Origin of the sequence: Herbiconiux sp. A18JL235, assembly GCF_040939305.1 — a bacterium.
Taxonomy (GTDB): Bacteria; Actinomycetota; Actinomycetes; order Actinomycetales; family Microbacteriaceae; genus Herbiconiux.
In genome coordinates, this window is record NZ_CP162511.1 from 2,250,845 (window position 1) to 2,270,846 (window position 20,002).

The following is a 20,002-nucleotide window of genomic DNA, read 5'->3' on the forward strand; positions in this document are numbered from 1 at the left end:
CTGGACGCCGGTTGGAAGAATCCTGGAAGAAACGGAGCGGATGCTGGTCTCACGTCGGGAGAGAAGTCTCACGTCGAGAGAGAAGGAGTCCACCGTGAACGCTCGGGATCGAGGCCGCCGCACCGTCCGGGTGCTGACCGGTGCGCTCGTGGCATCGACAGTGATCGGGTCGGGTGTCGGGGCGGCAGTGCTGTGGCTGAACGCCAGCGAGTCGAAGGCATCGGCTGCGCAGAGCTCCACCGACACGGGGAGCGGATCGTCGTCGTCGAGCGGGAGCGGGTCGTCGTCGTCCTCCTCCTCCTCCTCCAACGGAAGCGAATCGGGCTCGTCCTCGGGTTCGTCCTCGTCCTCCTCCGGCTCCGGCGGCCTCGTCGCGCCCTCCCGCGGCGGGTCGACCCACGGCACGACGAGGGGGTCGTGAGATGACCGGCACGGCCACCGCGCGCTGGCGCGCCTGGAGCACCGAAGTGGAGCTGACCGTCACCGTCCCCGCTCTCCTCGACGAGGCGACCCGCCTCGCGGTCGGGGTGATGGACTCGGTCGACGCCGCCTGCAGCCGCTACCGCCCCGACTCGGAGCTCTCGCTCTTCACCCGCTCCGGGCTCTCCTCCACTCCCGTCTCGCCGCAGCTCAGCGACCTCCTCAGCGACGCGCTGGCCGCGGCCGAACTCACCGACGGCCTGGTCGACCCCACCCTCGGTCACCGGCTCTCCGAACTCGACGGCCCACCGCTCGGCGTGGCCGCGACCCTGTCGCGCCCGGTGCGCTGGACCGACGTATCGCTCGACGACGGCGTGCTCAGCGCCCCACCGGGCACGGGCTTCGATCTCGGCGCGATCGGCAAGGCCTCGGCCTGCGAGCAGGTGGTGCGCGTCATCGCTCAGGAACTCGGGCCCGACGTGGGGGCACTCGTCGGGATCGGGGGCGACCTCGCGTCGACGATCGAGCATCCGGAGGGCGGCTGGCAGGTCCTCGTGCAGGACGGTGCGGGCGACCCGGCCGACCGTGTCGCTCTCACGGCCGGAGCGGCCCTCGCCACCTCGAGCACCCAGCGTCGCCGGCACCGGGTGGGAGCCGACCTCGTCGCTCACATCCTCGACCCCCTGTCGTTGCAACCGGTGCAGAGTCCCTGGTGCACCGTCACCTGCGCCGCGGTGAGCTGCGTCGAGGCGAACGCCTACTCGACAGCGGCCGTCATCCTCGGCCATCAGGCCCTCCCCTGGCTCGCCGAGCGCGGGGTTCCCGCCCGCTTCGTCAACCAGCGGTACGCCGTCAGCGCCACCGCCGCCTGGCCCGCTCGGAGCGAGGTGGCCCATGTCTGAGGTGCTGTGGGCGATCGGCCGCATCAGCGGCGTGATGTCGCTGCTGCTGTTCACCGCATCCGTGCTGCTCGGAGTCCTCACCCGGGCGGGCAAGCCCCTTCCGGGACTCCCCCGCTTCGGCATCGTGCTCGTGCATCGCAACGTGTCGCTCCTGGCGTCGGCGTTCCTCGTGCTGCACGTGCTCACCCTGCTCGGCGACAGCTACGCGAAGCTCTCGCTCGTCGACATCGTCATCCCCTTCCTCGCCAGCTACGAGCCGTTCTGGCAGGGCCTCGGCACGGTCGCGTTCGATCTCGTCGTCGCCGTCGTCATCACGGCGCTGCTGCGCCACCGGCTGCCCGCGCGGGTGTTCCGGCTGGTGCACTGGATCGTCTACCTCCTGTGGCCGGTCGCGCTGCTGCACTCCCTCGGCAACGGCACCGACGGGAGCAGCGGTTGGTTCGTCGCGCTGGCGGTCGTCTCCGCCGCATCCGTCGCCGCCGCGGTGATCTGGCGGGTGGCGTCGGCCCGCTTCCGGAGCGCGCCGCTCGAGCGCGCCGAACGAACGATGCAGAGGATGCGCTGATGACTTCCACGAACGCGGCAACGACGGCGATGATGCCTCCGGAGGGGACCCTGCCCTCGCGCCTGTTCGCGGCGGGTCACCGAGCGGATGCCGCCCGTCACGTCGCCCGGTTCGGGCCCGTGCCCGTGCCCGCGGCGGCGGACCTCGTCATGGAACTGCGCGCCTCGGGGCTCACCGGCCGAGGCGGCGGGGCGTTCCCGGCGTCGAAGAAGATCGACGCGCTCGCCGGCCCACCCGGGACGATCATCGCCAACGGGTCGGAGGGAGAGCCGCTCAGCCGCAAAGACGCCACCCTGCTCGAACACGCTCCCCACCTGGTGATCGACGGGCTGGTGCTGCTGTCCGCCGCCGTCGGCCCCGGGGCGCGGCTGGTCGTCGTGGCGCATCCCGACGGGGCGGAGTCCGTGCGGCGAGCTCTGCTCGAGCGCCGGGACGGCGGGGAGATCGAGGTGCGGGTGGCCGAAGACCGCTTCGTGGCGGGAGAGGCGACGGCCGTGGTCGCGGGGCTGTCGGGCGCGCCCGCGACACCGAAAGACCATCCCGTGCACCTCACCGAACGCGGGGTCGGTCGCCGACCCACCCTCCTGTTCAACGTCGAGACGCTCGCGCACATCGCCCTCATCGCCCGCTACGGCGCCGAGTGGTTCCGCAGCTCGGGAACCGCCGACGACCCCGGCACCCGGCTTTTCAGCATCAGCGGGGACGGGGTGGCGGAGCAGGTCGTCGAGGTGCCCGGAGGCTCGCGCCTCGCCGAGGTGCTCACCGCGATCGGTGTGGAGCCGACGAGCATCCAGGCCGCGCTCGTCGGCGGCTTCCACGGGCGCTGGATCGCGGCCGGCGACTTCGGGGGCCGGCTCGTCGCCCGGCCCGCCGACGGCAACGGCAACGGCAACGGCGGCATCGCGGCGGGCGCCGGCGTCGTCCTCCTCCTCGGCGCCGCGAGCTGTGGGCTGCGGGTCAGCGCCTCCATCCTCGACTACCTCGCCGCCGAGAGCGCGGGTCAGTGCGGGCCGTGCGTACTCGGGCTCCCCAGACTCTCGCACCGGTTCGCCGAGTACTCCTCCGGTCGCGACAGCGACCCGAGCGGAGTGCGGTACCTCATCGAGACGATCCCCGGCCGGGGTGCCTGCCACCACCCCGACGGCACCGTCTCGCTCGCACGTTCGGCGCTCGCCGTGTTCGCCGGCGAACTCGACCGGCACCGGTCGGGCTCGTGCTCGGAAGGAGGCCTCGCATGACCCGCCACGCCATGAGCGCCCCGAGCACGAGCGCGACGCTCCACATCGACTGGACGCGGTGCCAGGCGCGCGGAGCGTGCCTCGACCTCCTGCCCGATCTCCTCCGCCCCGACGACGACGGCTACCCCCTGGCGGCGACTCCGCCCCGGGAACGCTCCGACGTCCCCGTCCCGCCCGCCGGCCTTCCCGCCGCCCGCGACGCCGTCGATCTCTGCCCGCGACTCGCGCTGTCGCTCCGTCCGCTGCCCTGATCTGCGCGGAACTCCGTCGCCCGGCCGTCCACGCGTCGCGCTGATCCACCCCGACCCTCCGCCTGCTGCCCCGAGCTCCTCCACTCAGCCCTCCGGCGGCCCCGAGCCGCCCGGGTGGGGTAGAAATGCAGGGTGCCCGCCAGTCTGCAGTCGTTGCTCCAGCATCCGGAGTTCCGTGCGCGCTTGGTCGTTCCCGACGGGTCGCGCGCCGCCCGCGAGGTCTCGGTGTCGTGGGCCCACAGCTCCGACCTCGCCGACCCCACCCCGTGGCTCGAGGCGGGGCAACTGCTGCTCACCGACGGCGCGCAGTTCGCCGACGTCGACGAACGGTTCACGAGCGAGTACGTGCGCCGGCTCGTCGAGCACGACATCCACGCTCTCGGCTTCGCGATCGGCGTCATCCACCCGGCGATCCCCCGGGCACTGATCGCCGCGTGTGCCGAGCACGGGCTCGCTCTCATCGAGATCGGGAGGGAGACCCTCTTCATCTCGATCATCAGGTTCGTCGCCGGCGAGATCGCGGCCGAGAGCCGAGCCCGCGTGCAGTGGTCGCTCGACGCCCACCGATCGATCGCCCGCGCCGCCCTGTCGTCCGACGGACTCGGCGCCATCCTCATCGAGCTCTCGGCGCAGCTCGACTGCTGGGTCGCGCTGTTCGACTCCACCGGGGCACCTCTGCACGTGCCAGGACTCTCCGCCCCTCCCGCCGAGCTCAGGCAGGCGGTGGAGGCGGCGGCGTACGAGACCCTCGTGAAGGGCGCGCGGGCCGGGCTCAGCATCATCCATTCCGACGTCGGCATCTCCCTGCAGACGATCGGCCAGCGCGGTCGGCTGCGCGGCGTGCTGGCGGTGGGGACGTCGGGGCCCCTCGACCCTGCGGGCCACGAGGTCGTCGAGAGCGTCATCGGCATCGCCAGCATCGTGCTGGAGCAACGACGTGAACTGGATGCGGCTCGCCGCCAGCTGCGCACCGGCCTCCTCGAACTCCTCATGGCCGGCGAGTGGGAGGTGGCCAGCCGCACCGCCGCGTCGGTGTGGGGCGGTCTGCCGGCCGAGCCGATCGTCGTCACCACGATCGCGGGCGAGGGCCTCAGCCCGTCGGCGCTCGACGAGCTCGAGCTGGAAGCGGTGCGGAGCGACCGCGGCTTCTTCTACGCCGAGCGAGGCGGAGACGTGCTGCTCATCGCGGGCGCCACGACGCCGCCCGAGCTGCGCTCTCTCATCGCGCGTCACGGCATGACAGCCGGAACCTCGAGCCGGGTGTCCTGGGCCGACCTGAGGCTCGGCGTCTCCGAGGCGACGCACGCCGCGCGGGCGGCGAGCCCGGCCGATCCTGTGGTCGACTACGAGAGCCTCGCCGAGCGCGGACTGCGGGGGCTGCTCCGTGTCGCCGGCGGCGAGAGCGTGGCGCGCACGCTGCTGGCGCCCGTGCTGCGGCTGCGGCAGCCGGAGCGCACCGTGCTCCTCGAGACGGTGCGGGTGTGGCTCGAGCATCACGGCGCGTGGGACCCTGCCGCGCGGGCCCTGCACGTGCACCGGCACACCGTGAAGAATCGCGTGGAGACGGCGGAGAGGATGCTCGGGGTCGACCTGGGCGATTTCGCGGTGCGCGCGGAGATCTGGTCGGCGATCGAGCTCGTCGGGGTCGACCCGGAGTCGTCATAGCGGAACTGTCCACATCAGGCGGCATGAATCGACACTCTGGCTAGCCGTTCGCCGGCCGGGAGCCGTCATGATCGGAGCATCCGATCGAAAGGCTGCCCGTGACCCTCACCTCCCCACCCCGCGTCGTCACCGACGGTCAGCCGAGCAACGACGACGTGCGCGCAGCGGACCGCGCCCACGTCTTCCATTCCTGGTCGGCCCAGGGAGCCCTCACGCCGTTCGTCATCGCCGGCGGCCTCGGCACGACCGTCTGGGACCACGACGGCCGCGAGTACCTCGACTTCTCGAGCCAGCTGGTCAACGTGAACATCGGACACCAGCATCCGAGGGTCGTCGAGGCCATCGCGGAGCAGGCGCGCCTGCTCACCACCGTCGCGCCCGCCCACGCCAATGCGACACGCAACGAGGCGGCGAGGCGCATCACCGAGCTCGCCCCCGAGGGCTTCGAGAAGGTGTTCTTCACCAACGGCGGCGCCGACGCCAACGAGAACGCCATCCGGATGGCGCGGCAGGTGACAGGTCGCGACAAGGTGGTCTCGCTCTACCGCAGCTATCACGGCAACACCGGGGCGGCCGTCGTCGCCACCGGCGACTGGCGCCGCATCCCGAACGAGTACTCCCGCGGCCACGTGCACGTCTTCGGACCGTACCTCTACCGGTCGGAGTTCTGGGCGCAGACGCCTGAGGAGGAGAGCGCGCGAGCCCTGCGTCACCTCGAACGCACCATCCAGGCCGAGGGTGCCGACTCGATCGCCGCTATCCTGCTCGAGACCGTGCCCGGCACCGCCGGTGTGCTGATGCCGCCGCCCGGCTACCTCGAGGGCGTGCGAGCCGTCGCCGACCGCTACGGCATCCTCCTCATCCTCGACGAGGTGATGGCGGGCTTCGGCCGCACGGGGCACTGGTTCGCCTTCGACGCCTACGACGTCGTACCCGACCTCATCACCTTCGCCAAGGGCGTCAACTCCGGCTACGTGCCGGTGGGCGGCGTCGTCGTCTCCGACCGGGTCGCCCGGTTCTTCGACGAGCGCGTCTTCCCCGGCGGGCTGACGTACTCGGGCCACCCGCTCGCCTCGGCCTCCATCGTCGCCACGATCGACGCCATGCGCGAGGAGGACGTGGTCGGGAACGCCGCCCGCATCGGCGCCGATCACCTCGGCCCCGCCCTGCAGACCCTCGCCGACACGCACGAGATCGTCGGCGAGGTGCGCGGCAGCGGCGTGTTCTGGGCCGTCGAGCTGGTCGCCGACCGCGACACCCGCGAGCCGCTCGCCGCCGCCTCGATGGCCGCGGTGAAGGCCGCGCTCCTCGACAATGGGGTGCTGCCGTTCGTGCAGGACAACCGCAACCATGTCGTGCCTCCCGCCGTGGTCACGCCCGACGAAGTGCGCCGCGGCGTGGCCGCGCTCGACGCCGCGCTCTCCGCGGTCGCCCGAAGCTGATCGCCCGGGCGCCCGCCCTCACCAGACCATCCACCACCAGACCATCGCCCGCTGACGAGACCGAGGAACGACAACGATGACAGACTCCCCCCGCACCATCCCGCACTGGATCGACGGCGCCCACGACGCCGGCGCCGGCGACCGCACGGCGCCCGTCTACGATCCCGCCCGCGGTGTCGTGACCGCGAACGTCGTGCTCGCCGACGGCGACGACGTCGCCCGCGCGGTCGCCAGTGCCAAGGCCGCCTTCCCGGCCTGGCGCGACACCAGCCTGGCCAAGCGGCAGACCGTGCTGTTCCGCTTCCGTGAGCTGCTGAACGAGCGCAAGGGCGAACTCGCCGAGATCATCACCAGCGAGCACGGCAAGGTGCTCTCCGACGCCGGGGGTGAGATCGCGCGCGGCCTCGAGGTGGTCGAGCTCGCCACCGGCTTCCCGCACCTGCTGAAGGGCGCGTATTCCGAGAACGTGTCGACCGGGGTCGACGTCTACTCGCTGAAGCAGCCCCTCGGCGTGGTGGGCATCATCAGCCCGTTCAACTTCCCGGCGATGGTGCCGATGTGGTTCTTCCCCATCGCGATCGCCGCGGGCAACACGGTCGTGCTGAAGCCCAGTGAGAAAGACCCGAGCGCCGCCCTGTGGCTGGCCGCCCTGTGGAAGGAGGCCGGGCTCCCCGACGGTGTCTTCACGGTGCTGAACGGCGACAAGGTCGCCGTCGACGGCCTGCTCGAGCACCCCGATGTCGCCTCGATCTCGTTCGTCGGATCGACCCCGATCGCCCAGTACATCTACGAGACGGCCTCGAAGAACGGCAAGCGCGTTCAGGCTCTCGGCGGCGCGAAGAACCACATGCTGGTGCTCCCCGACGCCGACCTCGACCTCGTCGCCGACTCCGCGATCAACGCCGGCTTCGGGTCGGCCGGTGAGCGCTGCATGGCCATCTCGGTCGTGCTCGCCGTCGAGCCTGTCGCCGACGCGCTGATCGAGAAGATCACCGAGCGGATGGCGACCCTCCGCATCGGAGACGGGCGTCGCGGCAGCGACATGGGCCCGCTCATCACCGAGGTGCACCGCGACAAGGTCGCGTCGTACATCGACATCGCCGAGCAGGACGGCGCCCGCGTGGTGGTCGACGGCCGCGGCATCGAGGTCGACGGGGAGGCCGACGGCTTCTGGCTCGGCCCGACCCTCCTCGACGCGGTGCCCACCACCTCGCGTGCCTACACCGAGGAGATCTTCGGCCCGGTGCTGTCGATCGTGCGCGTCGCGAGCTACGAGGAGGGCCTCGCCCTCATCGACTCGGGCGTGTTCGGCAACGGCACGGCGATCTTCACCAACGACGGCGGGGCTGCACGCCGGTTCCAGAACGAGGTGCAGGTCGGGATGATCGGCATCAACGTGCCCATCCCGGTGCCGGTCGCGTACCACTCCTTCGGCGGCTGGAAGAAGTCGCTGTTCGGCGACTCCAAGGCCTACGGCATGCAGGGCTTCGACTTCTTCACCCAGGAGAAGGCGGTCACCTCGCGCTGGCTCGACCCGTCGCACGGCGGCATCAACCTGGGCTTCCCCCAGAACTGAGTCTGGATGCCGCGCTGAGCGCCCTGCGGATGTGCCGCCGAGCGCTCAGCGCTTCTTCCATCCGGTGAGGCGTTCGAACTCCTTGCGACCGAGCGGCGCCGTGGTGTCGATCGGAGTGCGCTGCGATCGCAGCTCGCCGCCGAGCACCCCCGCCGCCGCCTCGGCCGCCGAGCGCACACGGCGGGCGACGAGACCGACCGTGCCGCCGTCGCCGTGGAACCCCCACACCGTCGAGATGAGCAGCCGCGACCCGGTGGCCGTCGGTGTCGCCGCCACGGGTACGGCGCAGCGCGCGAAGTGCCGCCGCACCCCCACGAGCGAGAGCAGCGGCACCACCTCGAGCGCCCAGTCGCTCCAGTTCGACGTGCCGTCGTCGCCGATCTCCGCGTACCTGAGCGACCACATCCCGTCGCCGAAGGCTTCCTGCGACACGGTGAAACCGTCGGCGGCGAGGGCGGCGAGCACCACCTCCTGCGCCTCGCCCGGGGCCCGACGCGACTCGATCTCGTGGAACCTCACGGTCGTGCCGATCGCGAAGGCGTGGTCGCTCATCCCTCCATCCTGACGCGATCGGGCGTCGAAGGCACCGGCGAGGTGGGCAACGAGCTCAGCGTCCTTCTGGCCCGGGAGTCGTCGGAGTCGCGGAGCCCGCCGATGCCGTGAGCCGCACGAGCAGCTCGCGCTGCCTCTGCAGCACGTCGGCGAGCGGAACGGCGTCGTCGCCCGCCAGCCACTCCGAGAGCGCGGTGTCGAACAGCGCCGCCGCGACGGCTGCCACGAGCGAAGCCTCCTCGCGCGACGCGCCTCGCGCGCGCAGCGCCACGTCGATCGCATCGGTGAGCACCGCCGACTTCAGGCGTTCGCGCTCGCGCAGCTTCGGCTCCTGCTCGATGACGGCGCGGCGGGCCCCCACCTCGCGCTTCCACCCCTCGAGGTCGCCGCTCGCGACGGCGTCGAGGCCGTGAAACGCGAGATCCATCGGCGAGAGCCCCACGGGGGCCGCGACGAGCACGTCGGCGACGACGGAAGGCAGCTCGCGCTCGCGAAGGAAGAGCACGTCGCGCTTGTCGGCGAAGTGCCTGAAGAAAGTGCGCGTCGTGAGCCCCGCCCGTCCGGCGATCTCGGGCACGGTCGTCTGCGCGTACCCCTTCGACGCGAACAGCTCCATCGCGGCCCGTTCGAGGCGGAGAGCGGCGTCGGGGGCCCAGCGAGGCATCCCCCCACACTACCTGATGGCATGTCGTGTCGTCAGTGTTACCATGACGACACGAGATGTCATCAGGGCATCCGTCGAAAGGATTCCGGTGTCGACGAACTCCGCAGCCTGGCTGCCCGAAGCCCGCGCCGACCTCGTGGTCGCTCCCGCCGAGATGCCGGTCCCCGGCCCGGGTGAACTGCTCGTGCGCACCAGGGCGGTGGCCGTGAACCCCCTCGACGAGGTGAAGCAGCACACGGGGAATCTGATGTACCGCTGGCTCCCCTACCCCGTCGTGCTCGGGGAGGACGTCGCGGGCGTGGTCGTGGCGGTGGGCCGAGGCGTCACGCGCTTCGCGCCAGGCGACCGGGTCGTGGCTTACGCCGTGGGGATGGAGAGGGGTTCGCGGCATCACGCCGAGGGCGGGTTCCAGTCGTTCGTCGTGGTGCGTGAGGGCCTCACGGCACCCGTGCCCGACACGCTTGCCTTCCACGACGCCGTCGTGCTCCCGCTCGCGGTCTCCACCGCCGCGACCGCCCTGTTCCAGAACGACCACCTCGCGCTCCCGCCTCCCACGGTGCCGCGGCGCGCCGAGCCCGCGCCCGGGCGCGGCACCGTCGTGGTCTGGGGCGGGTCGACGAGCGTCGGCAGCAACGCGATCCAGCTCGCCGCAGCCTCCGGCCACCGGGTCGCCGCCACCGCATCGCCCCGCAATCACGAGCGGATGCGCGAACTCGGCGCAGACGTGGTCGTCGACTACCGCGACAGCACCGCGGTGCGGCAGCTGAGCGATGCGCTTGAGGGAGACGACGTGAAGGGCATCCTCGCCGTGGGCACGGGATCGGGCGCACCCGCTGTCGCCCTCGCCGTCGCGACCGGCGCGCGGCGGGTCGCCCTGGCGAGCCCCGCCGTCTCGTTCGCCGAGCTCCCGAGGCGCGGCGGCCCGAGCGCTGCAGCCGTTCGTACACTCACCCGCATGGGCGCCTCGACCGCCCTCACCCAGCTCACCGCGCGGCGGCACGGCATCACCGCGAGCTTCGTCTGGGGAAGCACGCTGATGTCGAACGAGGTGGGGCGGATGCTGTGGCACGACTACCTGCCGCGGGCACTCGCCGACGGAACCCATGCGTGCGCCCCCACGGCCGAGGTGGTCGGCGAAGGGCTCGGGGCGATCCAGACGGCGATCGACCGCCTGCGCGCGGGGGTGTCGGCGACGAAGCTCGTCGTCACCCTCTGAGGCTGCCCGCGGCCGGGCGCCACACGACAAGCCCGGATAGGGTCGGCGAGGTGAGCCGTACGACCGTCGCCCCGCCCCCGTCCCTTCGAGCCGTCGGAGTCGGAGTGGTCCTCGCCTGCGCCATCGCCCTCAGCGGATGCTCGGGCTTGCCGAGCGCAGTGGCACCTTCAGCGGCGAAAACCTCACCGAGCGTCGCCGACGCCTCTTCGACCCCGGCCGCCGAGGCGCCGTGGAGCGAGGGCACCGGCCCCGTGGCCGCCATCGAGTTCGAGCTCGACGGCACCGCGTCCACCCTCCTCGGAACCTTCGAACCCGGCGGTCTCCTGTCGTGCACCGGAGACATCGTGACGATCGCGAACACGTCGCCCGCCCCCGGCCTCGGCGTCACCTTCTCCGCCGCCGACGAGCCCGCTCCCCTGGTGTCGAGCTGGGTGGTGGGCGACGAGCTGGTCGCCCAGTTCACCGGTTCGGGCGAGGTGGTGCGCGAGGAGCATCCCGACGGCTCGATCGGGTACACGGTGATCGGGGCGGAGGGTCGAGCATCCGTGCTCCCTCGCGACCCCGCAGCCGCCGCGATCGGCGACTACGACATGAAGGAGGCGAGGCAGGTCGATGCCGTCTCCTCGTTCACCGTCACCTGCCCGGTCGGCTGACCCCGCGTGATCCGGCTTCCCTCGGTCCGATCCTCCGACGAGTCGCCTCGGTCTGGAACGGAGGCTGCTCGCCGTCGCTCCCGTCGAGGTCGACCGCCCCAGGGCAGATGATCGGGTCGTGCGAGGTGTCGATCGGGTCTCGACTCGGAATCCGTGCGGCGGTCGAGGCCACTCGGGTGTTCACTGGACGGAACGACGAGAAAGCAGTCACGTGACCTCCGCACTCCAGCATTCCGCAGACGACCTCGTCGACGCCCTCACCGAACTCTGGAACGCCGAGGTGCAGCGCCGGCGGGAGATCGCCGAGCGCACGGGGCTCTCGGCGAACGACGAACAGGCGCTCGAGCGCATCGTCGACGCCTCGCGGGCCGGCGACGGCGTCAGCCCGAAGGCGCTCGCCGCCGCCATCGGCATCACCAGTGCGTCGATCACGGTTCTCATCGATCGCCTCGAGCGGCGAGGACTGGTGACGCGATCGGTGAGCCCGTCCGACCGGCGGGCACTGCTGCTCCGCCCCACCCCGGAGGGCTTGACGCTCATCGAGTCGGCTCGGGGGCCGGGCACAGACTTCGTCGCGGTGCTGGAGCGGATGGATGCGGCAGAACGCGAGTCGGGCATCCGCTTCCTCCATCGGCTGAGCAGGGCCATCGGGCACCGGGCGCGCTAGCCCGCACGTCCTGTCCCTAGCAGAACCGGGAGTGACCTGGCAGGCCCCTTGCGGCAGACGGATGCGGGTGTGGGCTGGTCAGCAGCCCCGGCACCCGCGGTCGTGGGCTCGCGAAAGGAGCAGGACACATGGCACGAGACGACGACAAGGCCCAACTGGGCGCCCGCCTGACCGGTGAGCGCGACCCCCGCGACCCCGATGGGTTGCTCACGCTCGACGATGTGACGACGGGTGCCGAGGGCGACGCGAACGGCGACGGTGCTGCCGCTGTCACCGAGGCGGCGAGACGCCGCATGACCTTCCCGCCCCGTCCGGGAGAAGACGAGCGATGAACCGCCCTCTCCTCGACGACTCCGTGAGGCTGATGCTCCACGGCTACGGCCTCGGCTCACGCGTGTGGGCGCGGGTGCGACCGGGAGCGCGCGCCGCGCCGATGCGGCTGCTCGGCGACGACGCCCTCCTCGTGCGCGGCGCTGATGCGGTGCGCATGTTCTACGACGAGAGTCTCGTCGCCCGCCACGGCGCCATGCCGGCGCTCGTGCAGGAGACGCTGTTCGGGCGCGGTTCGGTGCACAGTCTGGACGGCGATGAGCACCGGCACCGCAAGGCGAACTTCGTCGACATCGCTTACGAAGACGAGCAGGTCGCGCGGCTCACCCCGCTGTTCGAGGCGGAGTGGCGGGCTGAGCTCGACGACTGGGAGCGCGGTGGTCGGCGCAGCGCCTACGACGCCGCGGTGGGGGTGTTCGGCCGGGCCGGGATGCGCTGGGCGGGGCTGCCGGGAACCGCGGCCGCGAAGACCCGCTGGGCGGGCAGACTCGCCCAGATCGTCGACGGCTTCGGCGCGCCGTACTCCCCCGAGTACCTGCTGGCCTACGGCAACCGGCTGTGGTCGGACAAGCACTCGGCACGTCTCGTGGAGGCCGTACGCACCGGCGGCCTGCACCCCGCGGAGGGCACCGCGCTGCACGCCTGGGCCTGGCACCGCGATCGGCGCGGCGAGCTGCTCGAGTCCCGGCTCGCGGGCGTCGAGCTGCAGAACAGCATCCGGCCGCTCGTCGCCGTCGCCCGCTTCGTCGCCTTCGCGGCCAAGGAGCTGCACGACCGGCCCGAGTGGCGCGAGCGCATCGCCCACGAGACCGCCGAACGCGGCGCCCTGGTGGGCGGGCCGCTCGCCACCGCGTTCGCGCAGGAGATCCGGCGCACGGCCCCGTTCGTGCCGTTGCTGCCCGGCTGGACCCTCACCGATCTCGAGGTCGACGGGCAGCACGTGCCGCGCGGCGGGCGGCTCCTGCTCGACATCCTCGGCACGAACACCGACGAGAGCTCGTGGCAGTCGGCCGGCGCGTTCGACCCCGATCGGTTCGTCGGCGTCGACGACTACGAGGCCATTCCGGTGTTCATCCCGCACGGCGGCGCAGGGGTCACCACCGGCCACCGCTGCCCGGGCGAGAAGCTCGCCATCTCCGGCCTCGCCTCCGCGGTGGCCGCGCTGAGCGATCCCCGGGTCGCCGTGCTCGACGAGGGACTGCGGGTGAACCGACGTCGCCTGCCCACCAAGCCGGCGTCGGGAGGCCGCGTGCGCGCATCCGGTTCACCGTCGCGATGCCCGTTCCACTGATGCGCCGGCCCCGGTGCGGCCTCGCCCCTTCTCGCCCCAGCCCGATGAACGCGCTGGCCCCCCGGGCGCAGGGTTGCCTAGCATGAGGGCATGACGGTCACAGGAATCGGCGGGGTGTTCTTCCGCAGTCGCGATCCGCAGGCGCGCGCCGCGTGGTACCGGGAGCACCTCGGCATCGACGCGGGAGCCGATGCCGTGTGGAACCAGGGCGAGGGCATGACGGTGTTCGCGCCCTTCCCGCACGACAGCGACTACTTCCCTGCCGACCAGACGTTCATGCTGAACCTCCGAGTCACCGAGCTCGACGCGATGGTCGCGAGGCTCGAGGCCGCGGGCATCGAGGTCGAACGCCGCGCGGAGTGGGAGACCGATTTCGGCAGGTTCGTGCGCCTCCACGACCCCGAGGGCCTGCCGCTCGAGCTGTGGGAGCTGCCCGGGTGAGCTCGGCCGTCCGAGCGTGCTTTCCGTCGTGGGCGACGCGAGGGGGCGGTGCGTGCTGTAATGGGGCGGGATCGCGCGCGGCACGCGGGCGACCGGATGCGGAAGGAACGCCAACGATGTCGTACACCGTCGACTTCACCACGGTCTCCACCACCGGCCTCGAGTCGTCGCCGGTCGCAGACGCGCTCGCGGGGCTCCGGGCGAACGAGGCACGCTACTACAAGAACAAGTACGACCACACCTTCGTGACCCACCCCGCCGCCGAGGTGCCCGAGACGGTCGCGTGGGTCACCGACATCCTGCAGAGCGAGCGCGACATCGTCATCGGCTCGCCGGTGCTCGAGGCGACGGAGTTCGAGGTGGCGGGCATCCGCATGGCCTACCTGTTCTACGAGAGCGGCCTGTCGATCAACGTGATGTACACCCTCGACGACGCGGGCAAGCGCGCAGTCGGCTTCAAGCTCTCCGACGGCATGGAGGTTCCCGCGGAGCTCGCCGACCGGTTCAAGTTCGCCCGTCAGAGGTCGAAGCTGGCCGGCACGATCCGCGGCTCCTACTTCACCATCAAGAACGAGCACTGACTTCACCATCAAGAACGAGCACGGAGCTGACGACGAGCACGGAAGCGACGACTATTCCCTCCTACACGGTGAACGTGAACGTCGACCCGAGTCCGTATCGGGTGATCGCATCCTTGATGACGACCAAGGCCCACAGGCCCTCCGCCGTCGATTCTCCACCGGCGTCGCTCTTGCGGTGACTTCCGGCCGAGTCCGCCTTGATCTCGTCGAAGAACGCGCCGCTACCCTCGAACGCACCGGGCCCCGGCTTGCCGGCGTACATCGGCACCAGGGCGGAGTTGTTGCCGATGAACCACGTCCCCACGATCTTCGCCGACTGCAAGTAGGCGGTCTTCTTCGCTGCGGCGTCGGTACGGCCGGACTGGCCGTACGCCTCGGCGAGCTCGACGAGACCCACCACGATCGACGAGTCCTGGTAGACCGACTGGGTGTCGTTGGTGTGGAAGCGCGCGGCCCAACCCGAGATACCGGTGATGCGCTCCCTGGTGCGGGAGTATCCGTTCACGGTGTCGGCGTAGTGGTACGCCTGCATCCCGTAGAAGCGGTCAGCGGAATAGCAGATGGTGTCGAGCAGCCCCGTCAACGCAGACGCCGCCTGGCCCGCGTCGCGCCTCAGGCGGTACGACTTCGCGAGGGCGAGCATCTGCACCTGCCCCCAGGCCTGCCATTCCCCGCCGACGGGGTCGTCGATGAAGATGCCGTCGCGCCAATCGGTGGTGCGGTACTGGGCCGCGGTGACGCGATTGAGCGCCTGATCCATCTTCGCGTAGACGGACGACTGCGACGGGGCGGCGCTGTAGCCGTCGACCGTGGTGGCGACGGGCACCCAGGTTCCGTGTCCGGCTCCGACGTACCGGATGCGGTAGTACTCGCTGAGCCCGATGAGGAAGTTGGCGGCGAGACGGTTGTCGAGCGTCCCCATGTCGTACTGCAGCACGTTGGTGAGCACCCGATCGAGGTGGTTCTCGAGGAAGGCGCCGAAGGCCAGGTCGTCGGCCGACAGGGCGCCGCCGGGACTCGTGGCCTTGACCTTCTGCATCATCTGCAATCCGAGCGCGAGCGCCCAGAGCTGCCTGGCGTCGTCGGCGCCGAGGTTGAGGGAGCTCGTCGTCCAGTCCTTCTTCACTCCCGCGAGCGATGACGTCGACGCGCCCGTGGCCGAACTGTAGAGCGGGCCGGAGTACACGGCGGCGACGTCGGCTCCGTTCGTCGCCTGCAGGTCGTCCATCGCCACCGAGTAGGGCGGATGCGGCAGGAACGGATCAGCGCGAACGTACGCTCCCGTGGCGTCGGTGATGATGTGGGAGGGGTCTGAGGTGAACTGCATCCACTGCGAGTGCCCACCTCCGGCGTCGAGGGGTGGGTACTGGGTTCTGCGATAGAACTCGGAGCGGTAACCGTAGTGCTTGTTCTGGCTCTGCATCACGTCCCAGCCATAGGTCGCGGGAGCATCCAGCCAGGCGAAGTTGTAGACCTTGCCCTCGACGGTGGTGAGGTGACAGGTGAACGTGAGCAGCGCCTTAGCCGCCGCCAGCGACGAGGCGCGCCCGTTCAGGAGGTAGTCGGTGGCGAGCGCGATCGCGGTGCGGGCGGAGTCGTCGACGCAGGTGGCGCCCTCGGCGAGGTCTTGGTAGGGGTTCCACCCGGCAGTCGCCCAGCCCGCTGGTTTCTCCTGCGCGTAGAGCATCATCGCTTTCATGGGCCAGGCCGCGACGCGGGCGAATCCGCCAGCGCCGAGGACAGCGTCGTAGTAGGAGGGCGTGGGCCAGCTGACGCCGTGCTGGTCGGGCCGCTGGCCGGCTGAAGTTCCTGAGCCGTAGGTGAAGCCCGTGACCGCGCCGGACGCCGAGATGCTTCGCGCGGTGAGCAGCTGCCAGTTCAGATGGCCGAAAGCGAGGGGGAAGGCATCGAAATCGAGGGTCACGGTCGCCGCTCGTGCCGCGTCTGGTGCGGATGTCAGCTGCGGAACCATGAGCCCTCCAGCGGCGGCAGCGATACCTGCGAGAAAACTGCGACGTCTCATTCTCATCCTCCGAACAACGTTGTTCCGACTAAGCAGCACCTAGTCTGCGGCCGAATCCCGTGGTCGTCAAACATCCTGTGGCATCGTTGACCCAGCCGTCTAAACCGGTATAGGCTGTCGCGCCGTAACCGTGACGGCGCGCCGAGACCGACCTCCACCCTCCGGCCACTCGAACGGCACTTCCGGCGGAGGCGGGCAGCACCCGAGCTCCCCTAGCGTGAGGGCATGACCGCTCTCCGAGTCCGCACACGCGTCCCGGTGTCGACCCCCGCACTCGTCGGGTCTTGGTGGCGAGCGGGGATAATGTGACGATGAAGGTGCAGCCGAGCCGGATCGCGCGGGCTCCCGAACTGCTGGCGGCGGTGGCGGTGCTCGTCGTCGGCGGCATCGAGGCGTCTTCGGCGAATCTGTCGGGGTACGGCTCCGGCCCCGCCCTGGTGCAGGCGATAGCGGTTCTCGGCACCGCCACCGCGGTCGCCACCACCCGCCGCGCACCCTGGGTGTCGTTCTGCGTGCTCTGGGCACTGCTCATCCTGCAGGCGGCGACCACCACAGACGTGCTGCTCGTGCAGATCGCCGTCGTCGGCGTCGCGTTCGGCATCGCCCGGTGGGGGTCGACGGCGCTGCTCTGGGTGTCGGGACTCTCGATCCCGGTCGCCGCGACCATCTCGTTCCTCTACATCAACCTTCTCGCCTACACGCTGTGGCAGACGCGGATCGCGCGGAACCTCATCGTTCCGCTGGTCGATGCGGGCATCGCGTGGCCGGTCTTCGTGCTGCCCCTCATCCTGAGCGTGCTGGCGCTGCCGTGGCTCGCCGGTCTCGTCACGCGTTACTGGGGCGCCGCCCGGCGTTCGCAGCGCTCTCAGGCCGAGGCGGAGAGCGCCGCCGCCCGAGCCGCGGTGGAGCGGGAGCGGATGGCCGAGATCGCGGCGCTGCGCGAGAACCAGGCCCGACTCGCCCGCGACGTGCACGACGTGGTGGGGCACTCCCTCACCGTCATCCTCGCCCAGGCCGAGTCGGCGCAGTTCCTCGACGACTCCAGGCCCGAGGCGCTGAAGGCGACGATGGCGACGATCGCGCGGTCGGCACGTTCCTCCCTGCAGGAGGTGCGAGCCGTGCTGTCGTCGCCCGACGGCACGACCGGCCATCCGACCGACCTCGACGCCCTCGTCTCCTCCACTCGCGAGAGCGGGCTCCCGATCGTCGTCGCCGACACAGGGGCTGTGCACCCGCTTCCGCCCGAGCTCGCGACCGTCGCGTTCCGGGTGCTGCAGGAGATGCTCACGAACGCGCTGAAGCACGGGCGCCGCGACTCGATGGTGACCGTGCACCGCGACTGGGGCGACCTGCTCCGGCTCACGGTCACCAATCAGCCGGCTTCCACACCCGCACCGCCCGGCCCCGAGCATCCGGGTGGCGAGGGTCTCACCGGCATGCGCCGCAGGGTCGAGTCGGTCGGCGGCTCGCTCGACGTCTCGACCGGGGGCGACGGCGCGTTCGTCGTCACCGCGACGCTGCCGCTGCGCGCCGGCGCCCCGTTCCCGCCGGTGCGGGTGTGAGCGCGCCCATCCGCGTGCTCCTCGTCGACGACCAGGAGCTGTTCCGCGAAGGGATGCGCGTCATCGTCGACGCCCAGCACGACCTCGAGGTGGTGGGCACCGCCGGCGACGGGTTCGAGGCGGTCGAGCTGGTGGCGGCGCTGCAGCCCGACGTGGTGCTGATGGACATCCGGATGCCCGAACTCGACGGCGTGGAGGCCACCCGTCGCATCTTCCTCCCCGAGGCCGCCGCCGCCCGCTCGACGCCGGTGCGCGTTCTCGTGCTCACCACCTTCGATCTCGACGATCGCGCCGCAACGGCCATCCGCCACGGTGCGAGCGGTTTCCTGGTGAAGGATGCGACACCCGCGATGCTCATCGACGCGATCCGCACCGTGCACGCCGGCAACGCCGTGCTCGCGCCGCAAGCCCTCTCGACGCTGCTCGTGAGCGGGTTCAAGGAGCCGGCTCCCCCGCCGGCGGAATTCGAGCTGCTGACCGACAAGGAGCGCGAAGTCTTCGACGCCGTCGCCCGCGGCGCCTCGAACAGCGAGGTGGCCGCCCGCCTGTTCACCAGCGAGTCGACGGTGAAGACGCATGTCGGCGCCGTGCTGCGCAAGCTCGGGCTACGCGACCGCGTGCAGCTCGTGGTGTTCGCGCACCGCCACCAGCTCGTCTAGCGCGGGCGGGCTGCCGGCTGGTCCTCGAGGTGGAGACGGGCGGGACGCCGGTCGGGCCGATCGGCACTTCCTGCCGATCCGCGCGATGCCCCGGCCGGCGAGTCTGGAGGGGACGAAAGGATGCTCCATGTTCCCGCTCCACCTCCGTTCCTCCAGCCGCTCCGGGCGCGCCGGCCGCTCCGGGCGCGCCGCGAGCCGCCCCCCGCTCGTGGCGGTCGCCTTCGGAGCCGCACTGCTGCTGGCGTCATGCAGTGGCACGGTGACCGCGGGGCCGGGCGCTGCACCCGCCCCTTCTGTCGAGGCGCAGCCGGGGCTCGGCGATGACGACGGCGGGCTCGGAGCCGACGACGGGGTCGTGCCCTTCGGCGAGTCGGTCTCGCTCCGCGACGACGTGGCGGCGATGACCGGCCTCACACCAGAACTCCGCGACGCGCTCGAACGCGCCGAGGCAGCCGCCGTCGCGGATCGCGGTCTGCGCTTCACCTTCGTCGACGGGTGGCGGAGCGTCGGCTACCAGGAGGAGCTGTTCGAGCGGGCGGTGCAGAAGTACGGCAGCGAGGCCGAGGCCGCACGCTGGGTGAAGCGCGGCGACGATTCGAAGCACGTGACGGGCGAGGCGGTCGACCTCGAGACCGCCGATGCGATGGACTGGCTGAACCGGTTCGGCGACGAGTTCGGCCTCTGCCAGGTCTACACGAACGAGCTCTGGCACTTCGAGCTCACGGCAGACGACGCGGGCGAGTGCCCGCCGCAGCTCCGGGACGGAAGCGCGGGCTGATCGTGTGCTGAGGTCGAGGACGGTTCGGCTCAGTCCGCCGTGTGGTCGACGTCGAGCGGCTGCACGACGACGTGGGAGTGCCCCTCGGGGCCGCCGTGCGCCTCGACGTACCGCTTGAAGCCTCGCACGGCCGTGCGGAGCGCGCGGGAGTCGGCCTTCAGGACGGCGGCGCTTCGTTCGGCCGGGCCATCCGGGGTCCACTCCAGGATCACGGTGACCGTGGTGCGATCGTCGGCGTCTTCGGTGAAGGAGGCGCTTGCCGTGTGGGCTGGCTCACCCGTGATGCTGCGCCACGAGATCCGTTCCTCGGGGGCCTGCTCGACGATCTCGATGTCGAACTCGCGCTCGAAGCCGGCGAGCGAGAGGGTCCAGTGGCTGTAGAGCTCCGCGGTGACGGAGACCGTGCGAACGGCGGACACGAACTGCGGGAACGCCTCGACGTCGAGCCATTGCTGGTAGACGGCGGCGATCGGCGCGTGGATCGTCTCGGAATGCTGTGCGCGTGCCATGGTGAACCCTCTCGTCC

General features: G+C 71.2%; 22 protein-coding genes. 18 read left to right on the forward strand and 4 right to left on the reverse strand.

Annotated features, from left to right (window positions below):
• The first annotated feature begins 94 nt into the window (after positions 1-94).
• The 8 genes from ABFY20_RS10480 to ABFY20_RS10515 all read left to right on the forward strand — a co-directional run bounded on the left by ABFY20_RS10480 (position 95) and on the right by ABFY20_RS10515 (position 8,059).
• A complete protein-coding gene (locus tag ABFY20_RS10480) occupies positions 95-421 on the forward strand; it encodes a hypothetical protein (protein WP_368496196.1) in 327 nt (108 codons plus the stop codon).
• Between the two features lies 1 nt (position 422).
• Positions 423-1,322: an FAD:protein FMN transferase gene (locus tag ABFY20_RS10485; RefSeq protein WP_368496197.1), complete on the forward strand. Its 900-nt coding sequence runs from the start codon at positions 423-425 to the stop codon at positions 1,320-1,322.
• Positions 1,315-1,887 (forward strand): ferric reductase-like transmembrane domain-containing protein, encoded by a 573-nt coding sequence (locus ABFY20_RS10490; RefSeq protein WP_368496198.1) that lies wholly within the window; start codon positions 1,315-1,317, stop codon positions 1,885-1,887. Before ABFY20_RS10485 ends, ABFY20_RS10490 begins: the two co-directional genes overlap by 8 nt.
• Positions 1,887-3,125, forward strand: coding sequence for an NADH-ubiquinone oxidoreductase-F iron-sulfur binding region domain-containing protein (locus tag ABFY20_RS10495; RefSeq protein ID WP_368496199.1), 1,239 nt, complete (start codon positions 1,887-1,889; stop codon positions 3,123-3,125). The genes ABFY20_RS10490 and ABFY20_RS10495 overlap by 1 nt, the downstream gene beginning before the upstream one ends.
• Positions 3,122-3,376 (forward strand): ferredoxin, encoded by a 255-nt coding sequence (locus ABFY20_RS10500; protein ID WP_368496200.1) that lies wholly within the window; start codon positions 3,122-3,124, stop codon positions 3,374-3,376. Before ABFY20_RS10495 ends, ABFY20_RS10500 begins: the two co-directional genes overlap by 4 nt.
• A gap of 132 nt (positions 3,377-3,508) precedes the next feature.
• Complete coding sequence (locus ABFY20_RS10505) at positions 3,509-5,041, forward strand: PucR family transcriptional regulator (protein WP_368496201.1); 1,533 nt, start codon at positions 3,509-3,511, stop codon at positions 5,039-5,041.
• Positions 5,042-5,139: 98 nt separating this feature from the next.
• Positions 5,140-6,483, forward strand: coding sequence for an aspartate aminotransferase family protein (locus ABFY20_RS10510; protein ID WP_368496202.1), 1,344 nt, complete (start codon positions 5,140-5,142; stop codon positions 6,481-6,483).
• Between the two features lie 76 nt (positions 6,484-6,559).
• Positions 6,560-8,059: a CoA-acylating methylmalonate-semialdehyde dehydrogenase gene (locus ABFY20_RS10515; protein ID WP_368496203.1), complete on the forward strand. Its 1,500-nt coding sequence runs from the start codon at positions 6,560-6,562 to the stop codon at positions 8,057-8,059.
• Positions 8,060-8,104: 45 nt separating this feature from the next.
• Here the strand turns inward: ABFY20_RS10515 and ABFY20_RS10520 are convergent, their stop codons facing one another.
• Together ABFY20_RS10520 and ABFY20_RS10525 are read right to left on the reverse strand one after the other, a co-directional pair.
• Positions 8,105-8,611 carry a hypothetical protein gene (locus ABFY20_RS10520; RefSeq protein ID WP_368496204.1) on the reverse strand — a complete coding sequence of 169 codons (507 nt, stop codon included), beginning with the start codon at positions 8,609-8,611 and terminating at the stop codon, positions 8,105-8,107.
• A gap of 55 nt (positions 8,612-8,666) precedes the next feature.
• Positions 8,667-9,275, reverse strand: a complete 609-nt coding sequence (locus ABFY20_RS10525; protein WP_368496205.1) for a helix-turn-helix domain-containing protein — start codon at positions 9,273-9,275, stop codon at positions 8,667-8,669.
• 43 nt (positions 9,276-9,318) lie between these two features.
• Between ABFY20_RS10525 and ABFY20_RS10530 the strand changes: the two genes are divergently transcribed.
• The 7 genes from ABFY20_RS10530 (at position 9,319) to ABFY20_RS10560 (ending at position 14,454) form a co-directional block, all read left to right on the forward strand.
• Positions 9,319-10,491 carry a zinc-binding alcohol dehydrogenase family protein gene (locus ABFY20_RS10530; protein ID WP_368496206.1) on the forward strand — a complete coding sequence of 391 codons (1,173 nt, stop codon included), beginning with the start codon at positions 9,319-9,321 and terminating at the stop codon, positions 10,489-10,491.
• A 50-nt stretch (positions 10,492-10,541) separates the two neighbouring features.
• On the forward strand, positions 10,542-11,144 hold the full coding sequence (locus ABFY20_RS10535) for a hypothetical protein (protein WP_368496207.1): 603 nt from the start codon (positions 10,542-10,544) through the stop codon (positions 11,142-11,144).
• 211 nt (positions 11,145-11,355) lie between these two features.
• Positions 11,356-11,811: a MarR family winged helix-turn-helix transcriptional regulator gene (locus ABFY20_RS10540; protein WP_368496208.1), complete on the forward strand. Its 456-nt coding sequence runs from the start codon at positions 11,356-11,358 to the stop codon at positions 11,809-11,811.
• A 128-nt stretch (positions 11,812-11,939) separates the two neighbouring features.
• Entirely contained in the window at positions 11,940-12,143 is a 204-nt protein-coding gene (locus ABFY20_RS10545; protein ID WP_368496209.1) for a hypothetical protein, read from the forward strand.
• A complete protein-coding gene (locus ABFY20_RS10550) occupies positions 12,140-13,432 on the forward strand; it encodes a cytochrome P450 (protein ID WP_368496210.1) in 1,293 nt (430 codons plus the stop codon). The genes ABFY20_RS10545 and ABFY20_RS10550 overlap by 4 nt, the downstream gene beginning before the upstream one ends.
• Before the next feature lie 90 nt (positions 13,433-13,522).
• Positions 13,523-13,873 (forward strand): VOC family protein, encoded by a 351-nt coding sequence (locus ABFY20_RS10555; protein WP_368496211.1) that lies wholly within the window; start codon positions 13,523-13,525, stop codon positions 13,871-13,873.
• A gap of 116 nt (positions 13,874-13,989) precedes the next feature.
• Complete coding sequence (locus tag ABFY20_RS10560; protein WP_368496212.1) at positions 13,990-14,454, forward strand: phage tail protein; 465 nt, start codon at positions 13,990-13,992, stop codon at positions 14,452-14,454.
• 61 nt (positions 14,455-14,515) lie between these two features.
• Here the strand turns inward: ABFY20_RS10560 and ABFY20_RS10565 are convergent, their stop codons facing one another.
• A complete protein-coding gene (locus ABFY20_RS10565) occupies positions 14,516-16,378 on the reverse strand; it encodes a hypothetical protein (RefSeq protein WP_368496213.1) in 1,863 nt (620 codons plus the stop codon).
• 410 nt (positions 16,379-16,788) lie between these two features.
• Between ABFY20_RS10565 and ABFY20_RS10570 the strand changes: the two genes are divergently transcribed.
• The 3 genes from ABFY20_RS10570 to ABFY20_RS10580 all read left to right on the forward strand — a co-directional run bounded on the left by ABFY20_RS10570 (position 16,789) and on the right by ABFY20_RS10580 (position 19,476).
• On the forward strand, positions 16,789-18,039 hold the full coding sequence (locus ABFY20_RS10570) for a sensor histidine kinase (protein ID WP_368496214.1): 1,251 nt from the start codon (positions 16,789-16,791) through the stop codon (positions 18,037-18,039).
• Positions 18,036-18,698, forward strand: coding sequence for a response regulator (locus ABFY20_RS10575; protein WP_368496215.1), 663 nt, complete (start codon positions 18,036-18,038; stop codon positions 18,696-18,698). The genes ABFY20_RS10570 and ABFY20_RS10575 overlap by 4 nt, the downstream gene beginning before the upstream one ends.
• 127 nt (positions 18,699-18,825) lie before the next feature.
• Complete coding sequence (locus tag ABFY20_RS10580) at positions 18,826-19,476, forward strand: M15 family metallopeptidase (RefSeq protein WP_368496216.1); 651 nt, start codon at positions 18,826-18,828, stop codon at positions 19,474-19,476.
• A gap of 29 nt (positions 19,477-19,505) precedes the next feature.
• Here the strand turns inward: ABFY20_RS10580 and ABFY20_RS10585 are convergent, their stop codons facing one another.
• Positions 19,506-19,985, reverse strand: coding sequence for an SRPBCC family protein (locus tag ABFY20_RS10585; protein ID WP_368496217.1), 480 nt, complete (start codon positions 19,983-19,985; stop codon positions 19,506-19,508).
• Between the last annotated feature and the right edge of the window lie 17 nt (positions 19,986-20,002).